This is a genomic window from Methylotenera versatilis 79 (assembly GCF_000384375.1).
Lineage (GTDB): Bacteria > Pseudomonadota > Gammaproteobacteria > Burkholderiales > Methylophilaceae > Methylotenera_A > Methylotenera_A versatilis_B.
In genome coordinates this window covers 1,087,745-1,103,325 of sequence record NZ_ARVX01000001.1, presented here as the reverse complement: position 1 = coordinate 1,103,325, position 15,581 = coordinate 1,087,745, and the positions used below count along the sequence as shown (strand labels likewise).

The following is a 15,581-nucleotide window of genomic DNA, read 5'->3' as shown; positions in this document are numbered from 1 at the left end:
CTTAAATACCCTCTGGCATTGCGAGATGCCAATCTGTCACTTGTTGATAAGCATGCGCTACATCTAACATGCGCGCTTCATCAAAATAATTACCCATTAATTGCAAGCCCACTGGCAAACCATTCGAGAAACCTGCAGGAATACTCATGCCTGGCAAACCTGCCAAATTGGTGGCAATGGTGTAAACGTCTTGCAAATACATCGCCACAGGATCGTCGGCTTTTTCGCCCGCTTTAAACGCGGTTGATGGCGCAGTTGGCCCCATAATCACATCACATTGTTTAAATGCTTCGGTAAAATCTTGCGCAATTAAACGGCGAATCTGCTGCGCTTTTAAATAGTAAGCATCGTAATAGCCAGCACTTAACACATAAGTACCTATCAAAATGCGGCGTTTCACTTCCGCGCCAAAGCCTTCTGCGCGGCTTTTCATATACATGTCCATCAAATCATCATATTCCGCTGCACGATGTCCATAACGCACACCATCGTAACGCGACAGATTAGAACTGGCTTCGGCCGGCGCGAGTACATAGTAAACAGGAATCGATAATTGACTATTTGGCAGTGAAATATCTACCATTTCTGCGCCCAGCTTGCGATATTCAACAATCGCTTCTTGCACGACTTTCGCTACATTCGCGTCTAAACCATCGGCAAAATATTCTTTTGGCAAACCAATGCGTAAACCTTTGAGTGGTTGCTCACCTGTTATTTTACTTAAGCCGCGCGTGTAATCTTCTTTGGGGCGATTCAAACTGGTGGAATCGCGATCATCAAAACCTGTCATCACATTCATCATCAACGCACAATCTTCCGCGCTTTTTGCCATTGGCCCTGCTTGGTCTAAGCTAGAAGCGAACGCGATCATGCCGTAACGTGAAACCAAACCGTAGGTTGGCTTTAAACCAGTAAAACCACACAAACTCGCTGGCTGGCGGATTGAACCGCCTGTATCAGTTCCAGTCGCCGCCGCACATAAACGCGCAGCCACAGCAGCAGCAGAGCCGCCTGAACTGCCGCCTGGTACGCGATCAAAATCCCACGGGTTTTTAACGCCGCCAAAATAGCTGGTTTCGTTAGAAGAACCCATCGCGAATTCATCCATATTGGTTTTACCCAAATTAACAGCGCCTGCGTTGTCAAATTGTGTAATCACATGCGCATCGTAAGGTGCAATAAAGTTCGCCAACATTTTAGAACCGCAAGTAGTCTGCCAGCCTTTGGCGCAAAAAATATCTTTCTGTGCAAATGGAATTCCCGTTAATGGCTCAGCTGTACCGTTAGCGATACGTACATCAGCGGCGCTTGCTTGTGCCAATGTTTTATCGGAATCTAACGCAATATAAGCGTTAATAGCGGGATTATGTTTAGCAATACGATCTAAGAACGTTTGCGTCAATTCCACGCTGGAAATTTCTTTTTTAGCCAACATTTGGCTCAGTTGGCTTAAGCTTGAATTTATAGGGCTGCTATTAATCATTTTTTATTCTATTCAATCACTTTTGGTACTAAATACAAGCCGCTATCCACTGCTTTTTCAGTTGAGCCATTACCCAAAGTCGGTGCATTGGCTTGAAACGTTTCGCGTTGATTAGTGGCTGTTACGACATCGGCTCTTAAGCGCTGCACGACATCTTGCGAATGCGACATCGGTGTGATACCAGTGGTATCAACCGCCTGCATTTGCTCGATTAAGCCTAAAATACCGGTGAGTTTTGTGAGTGTTTGATTGGCTTCTTGTTCGCTAATTTCTAAGCGCGCCAAATGTGCAATGCGTTTGATATCGGTGATATTAAGAGCCATGACAACTGTTCAATTTGAAAATTTAGGGAATTATTTTAAATAAAATTTAAAAGTTTTGACGTCTGTATGTAACAAACTGCCATAATAAACTTCAATTACAGCTTAATTTTAGCTGTAATTTACGCTATTATACCTTGATTTCTAAGCATGCTTAAGTTGCATTGGCGACTGGCACGGCGCAATACAAAAACACAGGATAAACAATATGATTGGTTTTATAAACAGTTACTTTTCTAATGATTTAGCCATCGATTTGGGTACTGCAAACACGTTAATCTACGCGCGTGGCAGAGGCATCGTACTCAATGAACCGTCAGTAGTGGCGATTCGTACAGAAGGCGGCCCAAACGGCAAGAAAGTATTACTAGCAGTTGGCTCAGACGCCAAAGGCATGCTTGGCCGCGCACCAGCAAATATTCAAGCGATTCGCCCAATGAAAGATGGCGTGATTGCCGATTTCACCATTACTGAGCAAATGCTCAAATATTTCATTCGCAAAGTACACGAATCACGTTGGTTTTCACCTAGCCCGCGCATTATTATTTGTGTGCCAGTCGGCTCCACCCAAGTTGAACGTCGTGCTATTAAAGAGTCTGCTGAACGCGCAGGCGCTAAACAAGTATTCCTCATTGAAGAACCAATGGCTGCAGCCATTGGTGCTGATATGCCAGTTGCAGAAGCAACCGGCTCGATGGTGGTGGATATTGGTGGCGGTACAACAGAAGTTGGCGTGATTTCATTAGGCGGTATTGTTTACGCTAAATCAGAACGTGTTGGCGGCGATAAATTTGACCAAGCGATTATTGATTACATTCGCCGCAATTACGGCATGCAAATTTCCGAGCCAACTGCTGAAGCGATTAAGAAAAGAATCGGCTCTGCTTTCCCAGGTTCTGAAGTATTAGAAATGGAAGTAACAGGTCGCAATTTGGCTGAAGGCTTACCGCGCAAATTTACTATCTCTAGCAATGAGATTTTAGAAGCCTTAACTGAACCGTTGAATTCAATTGTAGGCGCAGTAAAAGGTGCGCTAGAACAAACGCCCCCTGAACTGGGTGCAGACATCGCTGAAAAAGGCATGGTATTAACTGGCGGCGGCGCATTGTTGCGCGATTTAGATCGTTTGCTAGTGGAAGAAACTGGTTTGCCAGTGATTGTGGCAGAAGATCCGCTGACTTGCGTTGCGCGTGGCTGTGGCCGAGCGTTGGAAGAAATGGACAAGCTTGGTAACGTGTTTGCGAATGAGTAATTCATCGATATCAATCAATTACTCGCATTGGCATGCTTAAAGGTGTTCATCAAAAGCTAGATCCTCAACAAACTCCAGCTTTTTTCGTCCGCGGCGCCAGCGCGTTTTCACGCACGGTATTTTTTTGTGCATTGTCTATCAGTTTTATGGCCATCGATGCGCGCTTAAATTATCTCTCGCAACTACGTCAAGGGTTTATCGCGGCGTTGCATCCCTTAGAAATGGTTGCCAATGCACCCAGCAATTGGGTACGCGACGTAAATAAATACTTTTCTGCGCACAATGAAATGGTGCAAGAAAATTATTCACTCAAACAACAAGCTTTCGAACATCAAGTCAGATTACAACGATTAAATACTATTGAAGCTGAAAATGCTCATTTGCGCAGCTTGCTGAATGGCGACATTCCTATTCAGCCAAAAGCCATCTTGGGCGAGATTTCCCACACTGGACGTGACCCATTTAGCCGCGTGGTGGTGATTAACCGTGGTAGCCAGCACAATATCAAAGCTGGTCAGGCAGTGGTTGATTCAAAAGGCGTACTTGGTCAAGTCACTCGCGTGTTTCCGTTTAGCAGCGAAGTCACACTAATTACCGATAAAGCTTTGTCTATTCCAGTCCAAATCGAACGCAATCAGCTACGCGCCATTGCATTTGGCGAAGGCGACAATACGCTGGATATTCCTTATTTGCCCACCAATGTCGATATTAAAGTGGGCGATACATTGGTGACTTCTGGCATCGATGGCATTTATCCAGCAGGTTTAGCGGTGGCAAAAGTGACGCAAATATTACAAGATCCCGAATCGCCTTTTGCTAAAATCATTAGCACGCCCGTTGCAGAAGTGAGTAACCACTTGCAACTACTGGTTTTAGAATTGCCGTCTACTAAAGAGGCGATGCCAAAACAAACATTAACCAATACTAATCCGCCGACAGTTTCTAAAACACCAGATTTAACTAAAGCTAAAGCGAGTAGAGCAACTAATAGCTCTGCTGCATCTAAACCGAACATTCCAGCTCAGACCAATAACCTGACTACACCTAATAATCAAGTTAGTCCTAACAGCCAAGTTAATCCAAACAGCAAGGTTAAGCCCAATGCGCCCAACTAGCCTTGTTGCCGTTTATACCACTTTGTTAATCGCATTATTGTGCCAACTTTTTCCATGGGTTGGACAAGGCATTATTTTTCGCCCTGATTTCATGTTAATCGTCATATTGTATTGGTTATTGCGCGCGCCGCATCTATGCAATATCGGCACGGCTTGGATAGCGGGTTTATTGGTCGATTTAGCCACAGGTAGTTTGCTGGGCCAGCATGCACTCAGCTTCACTTTGGTCGCATTTATTGGGTTAAGTTATCAACGTAGATTAGTATTATTCAACCCACTTCAACTGCTTGGCTACGTATTTGCATTGTTACTGTTTGAGCGTGTATTAATGTTGCTGTTAAAACTATTTGAAGGCAACGATAATCCTGGCTTACATTATTTTTGGCCGGTAATTTCTGGTTTACTCTTGTGGCAATTGATGATATTGCTATTCGGCGCAATAACGCGTCCCAAGTCTTAATGGCAGTCTTAACGGGTTTTTGCGCAGCGTATGGCCTACAGTAACGAAATCAAAAACTATCAAAACGAGCTGCATAATTTCAGGGTGCGCTTAACCGTACTGGGTCTATTCGTCCTGATTGCTTTTAGTATATTGGCCGCGCGATTTTATTTTCTGCAGATCAATCGCTACGATTATTATCAAACCTTGGCTGAAAATAATCGTATTTCCATCGTGCCCATTACGCCTAATCGGGGCTTGATTACCGACAGAAACGGCGTGGTTTTAGCGCATAACTTTTTTGTTTATACTCTAGAAATCACCCCTTCAAAAATAGAAAATTTAGACGCCACCATTGCTGAATTAGCTCAATTGGTTGAAGTGAGCAGCGTTGACTTGAAACGTTTCAAAAAGCTTAAAGCCCAAAGCCACGTTTTCGAAAGCATACCGCTGCGCACGCATTTAAATGAGGGCGAAGCCGCTAGATTTGCGGTAAATCGTTACCGCTTTCCTGGTGTCGAGATTAAATCGCGCTTATTCCGCCATTATCCGCAAGGAAAGTTGGGCGCACATATGATTGGCTACATTGGCCGCATTAACGATAAAGATTTAGTTAAACTAGCCGAAAATGAAGTGCTGTCTAATTACAAAGGCTCTGACCACATTGGTAAAAGCGGCATAGAGCAATCTTATGAGTCAGAATTGCATGGCACGACTGGTTTTCAGCAAGTAGAGATTGATGCCGATGGCAAAGCGGTGCGCGTGCTTTCTAGCACGGCACCAGTTTCTGGTAATAACTTGGTATTGGCAGCCGATATTAAACTGCAAGAGATTGCGGAAGCGGCATTTGGTGAACGCCGTGGCGCGCTGGTTGCAATCAAACCAAATACAGGCGAAGTGTTAGCGTTTGTCAGCATGCCGACATTTGACCCGAATCTGTTTGTGGATGGCATTGATGTCGAAAACTGGAAACTGCTGAATGAATCGCTGGATAAGCCGCTGATTAACCGCCCTTTACGCGGCATTTATCCGCCAGGCTCTACTTTTAAACCTTTTGTTGCGCTAGCTGGGCTTGAGGCAGGGAAACGCCAACCGCCCTTCAGTATCAATGACAACGGCTATTTTACGTTGCCCAATAGTACGCATCGTTATCGTGATTGGAAGCCAAGTGGTCATGGCGTTGTGGATATGCAACGCGCGATTACCATTTCTTGCGATACGTTTTTTTACGGGCTGGCGATGGAATTAGGCATTGAAAAGCTCACTGATTTTGTCAGGCATTTTGGTTTTGGCCGTAAAAGCGGAATTGATATTGCAGGCGAAGTGGGCGGTTTATTACCCACACCAGAGTGGAAACAACGCCGTTTTAAACAACCTTGGTATAAGGGCGAAACCGTTATTGTTGGTATTGGTCAAGGCTACACATTAACAACACCCATGCAACTGGCGCAAGCGACTGCTATTTTAGCGAACAAAGGTGTGGCCATGCGCCCGCATTTGGTGTCAGCGATTACTAATACTAAAACAGGTGTCAGTACAGCAACTGCCAATTTTATTAACGATAAAATTGTGTTAAATGATGCTAATTTAGATATCGTCAGGCAGGGCATGATTGATGTGACTCTACCAGGCGGAACAGCTGTGGCGGTGGGTGCAAATGCTGGTTACAGCATTGCCGCCAAAACGGGTACTGCGCAAGTGATTGGCATTAGACAGAATGAAAAGTATAACGAAAAATTAATGAATGAGCGGCATCTCGACCATGCCTTGTTTATCGCTTATGCACCAGCAGAAAATCCAACTATTGCAGTGGCTGTGATTGTTGAAAACGGCAGGCATGGCGGCTCTACAGCTGGGCCAATTGCACGAAAAGTGATGGATTATTATTTATTAGGCAAACTGCCTGCTGTCGATGTACCTAAAGATGGGCAGCCACCTGTCGCTGTGCCAAATGCAATGACGGTTAATCCGTTAGATGGCAGCACAACTCAAATTCCAGAGGAAGAAGAACTGCATGACTAGCATTAAAACTAGGCTTAGCATTTTGATTAGAACTGAGATTTTTCATGCTTAGTAAACTGATACAAGGTTTTTTTAAGCATATCGATTCATTTTTAATCAGCTGTTTATTGTTCACATTGCTGGTCGGCTTATTTGTGCTGTATAGCGCCTCTGGTCAGAGCTTTAATCGTATCAGCTCGCAACTGATTAATATTGGCGTAGCACTTGTCGCTATGTCGCTTGTCGCCAATATTCAGCCCCAACTACTGGAGCGCATTGCGGTACCTGCTTATATTCTTGGCGTGTTATTACTGATTTGCGTGGCATTATTTGGCGATATTAGCCATGGTGCGCGCCGCTGGTTAAACTTAGGTTTTACTAAAATCCAGCCTTCAGAAATCATGCGTATTGCCGCACCGATGATGCTGGCATGGTTCTTTGCAAAGCGGGAAGCCAGTCCACGCATTCAAGACTTTATAATTGCGGCCGTCTTATTGATAACGCCTGTCGCATTAATCATGAAACAACCTGATTTAGGCACTTCGTTAATGATTACGGCGTCGGGCTTTTATGTATTATTTTTAGCCGGCCTCAGCTGGAAATTTCTACTTGGCGGCGCGGTGAGCATTGGTGCATTGGCGCCTATTTTCTGGTCAATGTTGCATGACTATCAACGTAAAAGAATCGAAATTCTAATTGATCCAACGCAAGACCCTTTGGGCGCCGGCTATCACACCATACAAGCAACCATTGCATTAGGCTCAGGCGGTGTCACTGGCAAAGGCTGGCTCAACGGCACACAATCGCAGTTGGATTTTTTACCAGAGCGCACCACTGATTTTATTTTTGCAGTATTCGGCGAAGAATTTGGCTTAATCGGGAACTTATTGCTGTTAGTTTTGTTCAGTTTAATCATCGCACGCGGTTTAGTGATTGCAGGCCAAGCGCAAACGACGTTTAGCCGATTGCTTGCAGGTAGCATTACACTAACCTTCTTTACTTATGCCTTCGTCAACATCGGCATGGTGAGTGGTATATTGCCTGTGGTCGGCGTGCCTCTGCCTTTGATTAGCTATGGCGGTACATCAATGGTTTCGTTATTTATTTGCTTCGGTATTTTAATGAGTATTCGCACACATAAAAAACTGGTTGCCTCAGGCTAATGACTAATCAGTACTAGTTTTAATAAAGCAAAACAGATAAGAATCAATATTTAAGGACAGCAATTAATGCAAAAAAACAGCCTGTTAATCATGCTATGTACGGTTTTCTTATACGCTTGTGGCGGATCAAACACAACAAAACCTTCAGAACCATCGCCTGCTAAGAAAACAATCAGCCAACCAAACAGTACCGTTACAACGCCTAAATCTGGTGGTTATTATTTAGACGATGGGCCTGGCGATAATCCACCTACAGATATTGATAGCATTCCTAACGCAACGCCTAAGAACGAACCGTATTTAGACCGTGCCAATAAGCCTTACAAAGCACTAGGCGCAACTTACAAGCCAATGACAACTTGGCAACCATACAAAGAACGCGGCGTCGCATCGTGGTATGGCAAACGTTACCATGGCAGAAAAACTTCTAGCGGCGAAGTCTATGATATGTACAGCATGTCCGCCGCGCACACTACCTTACCTTTACCGAGTTACGCTAAAGTCACTAATCCTGCAAACGGACGTTTTGTGATTGTGCGCGTGAATGATAGAGGTCCATTTAAAAGCAGTCGCATTATCGATTTATCTTATGCGGCCGCATACAAATTGCGATTTACATCCACAGGCAGCACGTTGGTAGAAGTAGAAGCGATTGATCCGAAAAATGTGTCAAGTTATACCCAAGCTACACAAACTCCAGATTCACCAACTCAATCTACTGCAGCACAATCTACGCCAGCAATAACACAGCCAAATCAAACGAATATTCAAACCAGTTCGCAAACAAACGGGCAGGTAACGACGACTATTAGCACCACTTCGCAGGCTGCAAATACTACATCCACAACGATTCAATACTTTGTGCAAGCAGGCGCTTTTAAGAATGAAGTGAATGCAGAGTCACTGACTAAAAAAATTCAGACGTTACAAATTGCACCAAATGTGGGTATTAACAGCGTGTATAATAATGGTCTTTATCGGCTGAAATTAGGCCCTTATGACAATAAATCGGATGCTGATTTAACTGCCGCTAAAATTCGTAGAGAGCTGAATTTGTCTGCTATTATTGTTAATCAATAAGTAGATTTTCATCTAACCATTCAACTCACTAGCATGCATTTAAAGTTATCTAATAAAACTACTTAACCTTTAAATTTATACAATTTATAAAACCAAAAAAACTATTTAATACAAGATTATTTAATTAAAACTATGCGTATCTCACTCTACCTATCACTTTTCACCAGCTTGCTATTTTCAAGCACAGCAACTTTGGCTGCACAAATTGCGCCCCCACCAACACTGGCGGTAAAAGCCTATCTGTTGCAGGACTTTAACAGCGGTACTGCAATCGCCTCTTACAAAAAAGATGAGCGCATCGAGCCAGCATCGCTGACTAAAATCATGACGGCTTACGTGGTATTTAGCGCGATTCAGCAAGGACATTTAAAGTTAGAACAAATACTGCCTGTATCAGAAAAAGCTTGGAAAGTGGAAGGCTCTAAAATGTTTATTGAGCCGAATAAACCCGTGACAGTAGATGAGCTTTTGCATGGCACGATTATTCAATCCGGTAATGATTCATCGATTGCATTGGCGGAAGGTGTTGCTGGTGCGGAAGAACAATTTGCCGATATGATGAACAAACAGGCCGCAAAACTCGGCATGAAAAATACGCATTATATGAATGCGACTGGCTTACCAGATAGCAATCATTACACGACAGCGAATGATTTGGCACTGTTAGCATCTGCATTAATTCGCGATTTTCCGCTGGAATATCGCCGTCTTTACTCGGTTAAAGAATACACCTATAACAAAATCACGCAGCCAAATCGCAATCGTTTATTGTGGCTGGATGCCAACGTAGATGGCATGAAAACTGGCCACACTGAGAGCGCTGGTTACTGCTTAATTTCCTCATCAAAACGCGGTGACACACGCTTGGTTTCTGTAGTATTAGGCGCAGTCAGCGAATCAATGCGCGCCAGCGAAAGCCAAAAATTGTTGAATTATGGCTTTCAGTTTTACGAATCGACATTGGTTTATAAACAAGCACAAACCATTAATAACTTACGCGTATTTAAAGGCCAAGAAAAAACCGTCGCGGCCACCGTTGCCAAAGACTTTTACCTGACTTTACCAAAAGGTGATTATGCAAAAGTAAAAGCCAGCATGACCAGCCAACAGCCGCTGATTGCACCTATTAAAGTTGGTCAAGTGATTGGAAAAATCACTTTTACACTGGATGGAAAAATCATCAACGAACAAAAGTTATTTGCCGCCCGTTCTGTTGAGCAAGCTGGATTCTTTGGCAGAATTGCCGATAGTATCCGTTTAATGTTGCAATAAATTAAATAGTTAACTTAAAAATGGCAGAAGATTTACCCAATCCAAATGTTGTAGTGAATAGCCCTGAAACTTTAATCGAGTTTCCTTGTGATTTTCCGATTAAGGTAATGGGTGAAACACATGCCGACTTTACCGATGAAGTCATTAAGACAATACGGCAATTACTCCCAGATTTTGATGCCGCAAATATTGAGATGCGTGGTAGTTCTGGTGGTAAATATATCAGCCTTACTTGCATGGTTTATGTCACTTCCAAACCGCAATTAGATGATATTTATCGCGCCTTAACTAGCCATCCGATGGTAAAAGTTGTGCTGTAATCATTTAATTGCGCCATCAAATGGTGCATCCATGGAAATTCTCCAGCCATGCAACTATCCAATCCTGCTTTAATGTTTCCCGATGTCATCATCCGCGATTTAGGTCGCACGGATTACCAATACACGCTCGCCGCAATGCAAACTTTTACGGCGAATAGAACGGCCGAAACTCCTGATGAATTATGGTTAACCGAGCATGATAGCGTTTACACTTTAGGCTTAAACCGCAAAAACGTACGCCTGCCAGACAATCAAATCCCAGTCGCACTGGTCGATCGCGGCGGTAAAATCACTTATCATGGCATTGGGCAGGTGATTATTTATTGCCTGTTGGATCTAAAACGTCATCACTTAAACGTACGCCAATTGGTGCATATCATCGAAACCAGTATCATTGAATTGCTCGCTACCTATCAAATTAAAAGCACAACTAAAAATGACGCGCCTGGCGTGTATGTAACAATTGATAACCATCAAAAAAAAATCGCCTCGCTAGGACTAAGATTAAAAAATAATTGCTGTTATCATGGCTTAAGTTTAAATGTGAATATGGATTTATCACCTTTTTCTGCGATTGATCCTTGTGGTTATGCTGGCCTGCAAATGACGCAAACTAAAGACCTAGGTGTTAATCAAACGCCACAACAATTAGGTGCAGCTTTATTGCAATTACTTAAAGAAAAATTAACACATGCCTGAAATGATTATTAACGAGCCAGTTATTAATAGCCCAACACCTAAAAAAATCGCCGGTGTTAAGCAGATTGATGCAGAAAAAACTGCGCGAATTCCTATCAAAATCATCCCAATGCCCATGTTGCGTAAGCCAGAATGGATACGCATGAAAGTGCCAGATAGCGCGCGCTTTCAAGAGATTAAACAGATTCTGCGTGAAAACAATTTACATACCGTTTGTGAAGAAGCAAGTTGTCCCAATATTGGTGAATGCTTCAGTGGCGGCACTGCTACGTTTATGATTCTGGGTGATATTTGTACACGCCGCTGCCCATTCTGCGATGTTGCGCATGGTAAACCTTTGCCGCCGGATGTGAATGAACCCGCTAATTTAGCGCGCACCATTGCGCAAATGCGCTTGAAATATGTAGTGATCACCTCCGTTGATCGTGATGATTTAAAAGATGGCGGCGCTCAACATTTTGTCGACTGCATTCACGCGGTACGCAAAGCTTCGCCACAAATCAAAATTGAAATTTTAGTGCCAGATTTCCGTGGCCGACTGGATGTGGCATTGGAAATTTTACGCAAAGCGCCGCCCGATGTGATGAACCACAATCTTGAAACGGTGCCACGTTTATATAAACAAGCGCGCCCTGGTTCAGATTATCAAAACTCGCTGACTTTGCTTAAAATATTTTCTGAAATGTATCCACACATTCCAACTAAATCTGGCTTAATGCTTGGTTTAGGCGAAACCGATGATGAGATATTACAAGTGATGCAAGACTTGCGCGCGCACAACGTTAGCATGCTAACGCTAGGGCAGTATTTACAGCCAAGCGTACATCATTTACCAGTGATGCGTTATGTGACACCGGACACTTTTGCTGATTTAAAACAAAAAGCCGATGCAATGGGCTTTAATAATGCTGCCAGTGGCCCCATGGTAAGAAGTAGCTATCACGCGGATTTGCAAGCGCAACATGGTATAGAAACTGTGCAGAGCAAACAAATCGCGCCATAATAAAAGCTATACAGACCAATCATATCGTTAGGGATTTTCCATGGTTCCACATTTAACAACCGCACTCAGCGGCCCACTACTTAGCTTAGAAACACGCATGCTACAAGACATGCCGAAAATTGAGCATTGGTTTCGCTCTCAATGGCTGGAATATGCATCACCATTTTATGCTTCGGTTGATTTACGCAATTCTGGTTTTAAATTAGCGCCTGTGGATACGAATTTATTTCCAGGTGGATTCAATAATCTGAATCCAGAATTTTTAAGTTTAAGTGTGCAAGCTGCACAAGTTGCGGTGGAAAAAATCTGCCCTGAAGCACATCGCTTGATGATTATTCCAGAAAATCACACACGCAATACTTATTATCTGCGCAATGTAATTGAGCTAGTGAACATCATGAAAGCCGCAGGTTTAGATGTACGCGTAGGTAGCATTTCACCTGAAATCACTGAACCTACTTTATTAGAAGCACATGATGGACAAAAGCTATTGCTTGAGCCAGTGGTGCGCGTTAAAAATCGCATTAAGTTAATCAATAAAGAATTGGGTGATTTTGATAGCTGTGCGATTTTGTTGAATAACGATCTATCCGGTGGTGTACCAGATATACTGAAAAATCTTGAGCAAGATTTGATTCCACCGCTACACGCAGGTTGGCACGTTAGACGAAAATCGACGCATTTTGAAGCTTACAACCGTGTTGTTGCTGAATTTTCCAAACTTTTGGATATTGATGATTGGTTATTAAATCCTTATTTTGAAACCTGTGGGGAAATTGACTTTCATGCACGCACTGGCGAAGAATGTTTAGCCGCAAAAGTAGATGAATTGCTCACCAAGATTAAAGCAAAATATACAGAATATGGCGTCACGCAAGAACCATTTGTCATTGTAAAAGCCGATGCTGGCACTTATGGCATGGGTATTATGACGGTTAAATCACCTGACGATGTACGCGATTTAAATCGTAAAGCACGCAATAAAATGTCGGTGATTAAAGAAGGTCAGCAAGTGAGCGAAGTGATTATCCAAGAAGGCGTATATACCTTTGAGAGCATTAACGATGCGGTAGCTGAGCCTGTGGTTTATATGATGGATCATTTTGTCATTGGTGGTTTTTATCGCGTACATAATGGGCGCGGTGTGGATGAAAACTTAAATGCGCCTGGCTCGCATTTTGAGCCACTAGCTTTTGAAAAGCCTTGTAGCTTGCCCGATTGCACTGGTGCACCAGATACAATACCTAACCGTTTTTATGCTTATGGCGTTGTTGCACGATTAGCTTTATTGGCAGCGGCAATTGAGTTGCAAGAAACTGATCCGTTAAATTTATAGCATTAAATTTACAATAAATAGATGCGTAAGAATATATCAATCATATGAAACTGCTTTTCATACTTGACCCATTAGCCAGCTTAAAAAGCTACAAAGACACTAGCATCGCGATCATGCGTGAAGCGGCGGTGCGTGGACATGAGTTGTTTGTATGCGAACAACACGATGTGTTTTTACAGAATGAAACTGTACACATTCAAGTAAATACATTTAACTTTACGCAAACTGAAAATTGGTTTGAATTAGGAGTTAAGTATGTGGCGTTACCCAAAGAATTCGACGCGATTTTGATGCGTAAAGACCCGCCGTTTGATAATGAATATTTATACAGCACCTATTTGTTAGAATTAGCAGCAAACCAAGGCGCGCGCATCATTAATAATCCAACAGCCGTGCGCAGTTGGAATGAGAAATTATCTACTGCAAAATTTCCGCAATTTACACCAGAATTTTTGGTTACCGCAAACAATGATTTGATTCGCAAATTTTTAACCCAGCATCAAGATATTATTGTTAAGCCGCTAGATGGTATGGGCGGAACAGGTATATTTAGATTGACTGAATCGGATCCTAATATTGGCGTTGTTTTGGAAATATCGACACTATTTGGCACAAAAACTGTAATGGTTCAGCGTTATCTACCAGCGATTTTACAAGGCGATAAGCGCATTATCGTGATCAATGGTGAGCCATTACCATTTGCCTTAGCACGCATTCCCAAGCTGGGTGAAACACGTGGAAATTTGGCCGCTGGCGGTACAGGCGTTGCACAAGCACTAACTGCGCGCGATTTAGAAATTGCTACCACCGTGGGTAAAACGCTTAAAAAAGAAGGCTTGTTTTTAGTTGGCCTTGATGTAATTGGCGATTACCTAACCGAGATTAATGTCACCAGCCCCACTGGTATGGTAGAAATTGCAGCGCAAACCAAAGATTTAAATAAACCGTGTAATCCCGCGCAAATTTTTATCACAGAGCTTGAAACAATTCGTTAACAATTTGCCAGTCGTAAACAAGTCGCGTTATAGTAGCGACTATGCGTTTATTCCTGCTTCTGGTTTTTGGTTCTTTGCTATCAAGTTGTAGCAAACCTGAGCTCATTCATACGACGCAAAGCTATGTATTCGGCACTGAAGTAGCTATCACGATATACGGCGAGCAAGAGGAAGATGCGGCAGCTTTAGCCAATGAAATCATTCGTAATTTTCAAGATTTGCACAACCGTCTGCACGCATGGCGCCCCAGTGAAATTAGGGCGCTAAATCATGCCTTTAAAAATGATAATTTGCCAGTGACTGTTAAGCCCGATGTTGCCGCAATTATTTCTGATGCAACGTCATTTTCTATTCAATCGAAAGGGGCTTTTAATCCAGCTATTGGTGGATTAATTGATGCTTGGGGCTTTCACAAAGACGAAGTTAAACCCATCAAAATTAACGATAATAAAATTCAAAGCCTAGTTAAAGGCAATCCGCAGATGGTAGATATTGTCATTAAAAATGGCAAAATTTCCAGCACAAACCCTAGCGTTCGCTTAGATTTGGACGAATACATAAAAGGCTACGCGCTGGATACTACCCTAGTATTTTTACGCGAACATGGTGTTAAAAACGCATTAATTAATATTGGCGGTAACTTTATAGCACTTGGCAAACATGGTGATAAACCATGGCGTGTCAGCATTCAACATCCACGTAAGCCAAACGCCATCGCTAAATTGGATTTAGAAAGTGGCTGGGCAATCAGCACATCAGGTGATTACCAACGTTATTTTAAACTAAAAGGTAAGCGTTATAGCCATATTATTGACCCTGTAACTGGCTACCCAGCACAAGACACACAAGCTGTTACTGTACTAGTCCCGCCCCAAAGCAATGCAGGCACACTGTCAGACGTTGCAACCATACCAATTTTTATTGCGAAACCAGGATTACGCAGCCAAGCAGCCAAAGATATGGGCGTGGAAAATTATTTAGTGATTGAATCGAACGATAAGATTTTTATTAGTCCGCCAATGGTTAAACGTCTTACCTGGATTGAGCCAAGCACTGCGCAACATGTTAGCCAAACCCAGCCTTAACATATCAATTTAATCTTG

15 protein-coding genes are annotated in these 15,581 nt (G+C 42.9%); 13 read left to right on the top strand and 2 right to left on the bottom strand.

Annotated features, from left to right (window positions below; all coding sequences use genetic code 11):
* Position 1: 1 nt before the first annotated feature.
* Both gatA and gatC read right to left on the bottom strand, forming a co-directional pair.
* On the bottom strand, positions 2-1,483 hold the full coding sequence (gatA, locus tag METVE_RS0105490) for an Asp-tRNA(Asn)/Glu-tRNA(Gln) amidotransferase subunit GatA (protein WP_020167450.1): 1,482 nt from the start codon (positions 1,481-1,483) through the stop codon (positions 2-4).
* A gap of 8 nt (positions 1,484-1,491) precedes the next feature.
* On the bottom strand, positions 1,492-1,806 hold the full coding sequence (gatC, locus tag METVE_RS0105485) for an Asp-tRNA(Asn)/Glu-tRNA(Gln) amidotransferase subunit GatC (protein ID WP_020167449.1): 315 nt from the start codon (positions 1,804-1,806) through the stop codon (positions 1,492-1,494).
* 205 nt (positions 1,807-2,011) lie between these two features.
* Here gatC and METVE_RS0105480 point away from each other — a divergent pair, with 205 nt between their 5' ends.
* The 13 genes from METVE_RS0105480 (at position 2,012) to METVE_RS0105420 (ending at position 15,563) form a co-directional block, all read left to right on the top strand.
* Positions 2,012-3,055, top strand: a complete 1,044-nt coding sequence (locus METVE_RS0105480; RefSeq protein WP_020167448.1) for a rod shape-determining protein — start codon at positions 2,012-2,014, stop codon at positions 3,053-3,055.
* 32 nt (positions 3,056-3,087) lie between these two features.
* The gene (gene mreC / locus METVE_RS0105475) at positions 3,088-4,170 is read left to right on the top strand and encodes a rod shape-determining protein MreC (protein ID WP_020167447.1); all 1,083 of its coding nucleotides are present in this window, start codon (positions 3,088-3,090) and stop codon (positions 4,168-4,170) included.
* Positions 4,157-4,630, top strand: coding sequence for a rod shape-determining protein MreD (mreD, locus tag METVE_RS0105470; protein ID WP_020167446.1), 474 nt, complete (start codon positions 4,157-4,159; stop codon positions 4,628-4,630). The genes mreC and mreD overlap by 14 nt, the downstream gene beginning before the upstream one ends.
* Before the next feature lie 30 nt (positions 4,631-4,660).
* Positions 4,661-6,631, top strand: a complete 1,971-nt coding sequence (gene mrdA / locus METVE_RS0105465; protein WP_020167445.1) for a penicillin-binding protein 2 — start codon at positions 4,661-4,663, stop codon at positions 6,629-6,631.
* 44 nt (positions 6,632-6,675) lie between these two features.
* Positions 6,676-7,773: a rod shape-determining protein RodA gene (gene rodA / locus METVE_RS0105460; RefSeq protein ID WP_020167444.1), complete on the top strand. Its 1,098-nt coding sequence runs from the start codon at positions 6,676-6,678 to the stop codon at positions 7,771-7,773.
* 66 nt (positions 7,774-7,839) lie between these two features.
* Positions 7,840-8,853 carry a septal ring lytic transglycosylase RlpA family protein gene (locus METVE_RS0105455; protein ID WP_020167443.1) on the top strand — a complete coding sequence of 338 codons (1,014 nt, stop codon included), beginning with the start codon at positions 7,840-7,842 and terminating at the stop codon, positions 8,851-8,853.
* A 132-nt stretch (positions 8,854-8,985) separates the two neighbouring features.
* Positions 8,986-10,125, top strand: a complete 1,140-nt coding sequence (locus tag METVE_RS0105450) for a D-alanyl-D-alanine carboxypeptidase family protein (RefSeq protein WP_020167442.1) — start codon at positions 8,986-8,988, stop codon at positions 10,123-10,125.
* 20 nt (positions 10,126-10,145) lie between these two features.
* On the top strand, positions 10,146-10,445 hold the full coding sequence (locus tag METVE_RS0105445) for an HP0495 family protein (RefSeq protein ID WP_020167441.1): 300 nt from the start codon (positions 10,146-10,148) through the stop codon (positions 10,443-10,445).
* A 48-nt stretch (positions 10,446-10,493) separates the two neighbouring features.
* Positions 10,494-11,144, top strand: a complete 651-nt coding sequence (gene lipB / locus METVE_RS0105440) for a lipoyl(octanoyl) transferase LipB (RefSeq protein WP_020167440.1) — start codon at positions 10,494-10,496, stop codon at positions 11,142-11,144.
* On the top strand, positions 11,137-12,147 hold the full coding sequence (gene lipA, locus METVE_RS0105435) for a lipoyl synthase (RefSeq protein WP_020167439.1): 1,011 nt from the start codon (positions 11,137-11,139) through the stop codon (positions 12,145-12,147). Before lipB ends, lipA begins: the two co-directional genes overlap by 8 nt.
* A gap of 40 nt (positions 12,148-12,187) precedes the next feature.
* On the top strand, positions 12,188-13,483 hold the full coding sequence (gene gshA / locus METVE_RS0105430; RefSeq protein WP_020167438.1) for a glutamate--cysteine ligase: 1,296 nt from the start codon (positions 12,188-12,190) through the stop codon (positions 13,481-13,483).
* Between the two features lie 44 nt (positions 13,484-13,527).
* Positions 13,528-14,478 carry a glutathione synthase gene (gshB, locus tag METVE_RS0105425; RefSeq protein ID WP_020167437.1) on the top strand — a complete coding sequence of 317 codons (951 nt, stop codon included), beginning with the start codon at positions 13,528-13,530 and terminating at the stop codon, positions 14,476-14,478.
* A gap of 41 nt (positions 14,479-14,519) precedes the next feature.
* Positions 14,520-15,563, top strand: a complete 1,044-nt coding sequence (locus METVE_RS0105420; protein WP_020167436.1) for an FAD:protein FMN transferase — start codon at positions 14,520-14,522, stop codon at positions 15,561-15,563.
* The last annotated feature ends 18 nt before the right edge of the window (positions 15,564-15,581 follow it).

Excerpts from the sequence above, each read along its gene's own strand:
- gatA (WP_020167450.1), bottom strand. The coding sequence starts at position 1,483 with ATGATTAATAGCAGCCCTATAAATTCAAGCTTAAGCCAACTGAGCCAA.
- gatC (WP_020167449.1), bottom strand. The coding sequence starts at position 1,806 with ATGGCTCTTAATATCACCGATATCAAACGCATTGCACATTTGGCGCGC.
- METVE_RS0105480 (WP_020167448.1), top strand. The coding sequence starts at position 2,012 with ATGATTGGTTTTATAAACAGTTACTTTTCTAATGATTTAGCCATCGAT.
- mreC (WP_020167447.1), top strand. The coding sequence starts at position 3,088 with ATGCTTAAAGGTGTTCATCAAAAGCTAGATCCTCAACAAACTCCAGCT.
- mreD (WP_020167446.1), top strand. The coding sequence starts at position 4,157 with ATGCGCCCAACTAGCCTTGTTGCCGTTTATACCACTTTGTTAATCGCA.
- mrdA (WP_020167445.1), top strand. The coding sequence starts at position 4,661 with ATGGCCTACAGTAACGAAATCAAAAACTATCAAAACGAGCTGCATAAT.
- rodA (WP_020167444.1), top strand. The coding sequence starts at position 6,676 with ATGCTTAGTAAACTGATACAAGGTTTTTTTAAGCATATCGATTCATTT.
- METVE_RS0105455 (WP_020167443.1), top strand. The coding sequence starts at position 7,840 with ATGCAAAAAAACAGCCTGTTAATCATGCTATGTACGGTTTTCTTATAC.
- METVE_RS0105450 (WP_020167442.1), top strand. The coding sequence starts at position 8,986 with ATGCGTATCTCACTCTACCTATCACTTTTCACCAGCTTGCTATTTTCA.
- METVE_RS0105445 (WP_020167441.1), top strand. The coding sequence starts at position 10,146 with ATGGCAGAAGATTTACCCAATCCAAATGTTGTAGTGAATAGCCCTGAA.
- lipB (WP_020167440.1), top strand. The coding sequence starts at position 10,494 with ATGCAACTATCCAATCCTGCTTTAATGTTTCCCGATGTCATCATCCGC.
- lipA (WP_020167439.1), top strand. The coding sequence starts at position 11,137 with ATGCCTGAAATGATTATTAACGAGCCAGTTATTAATAGCCCAACACCT.
- gshA (WP_020167438.1), top strand. The coding sequence starts at position 12,188 with ATGGTTCCACATTTAACAACCGCACTCAGCGGCCCACTACTTAGCTTA.
- gshB (WP_020167437.1), top strand. The coding sequence starts at position 13,528 with ATGAAACTGCTTTTCATACTTGACCCATTAGCCAGCTTAAAAAGCTAC.
- METVE_RS0105420 (WP_020167436.1), top strand. The coding sequence starts at position 14,520 with ATGCGTTTATTCCTGCTTCTGGTTTTTGGTTCTTTGCTATCAAGTTGT.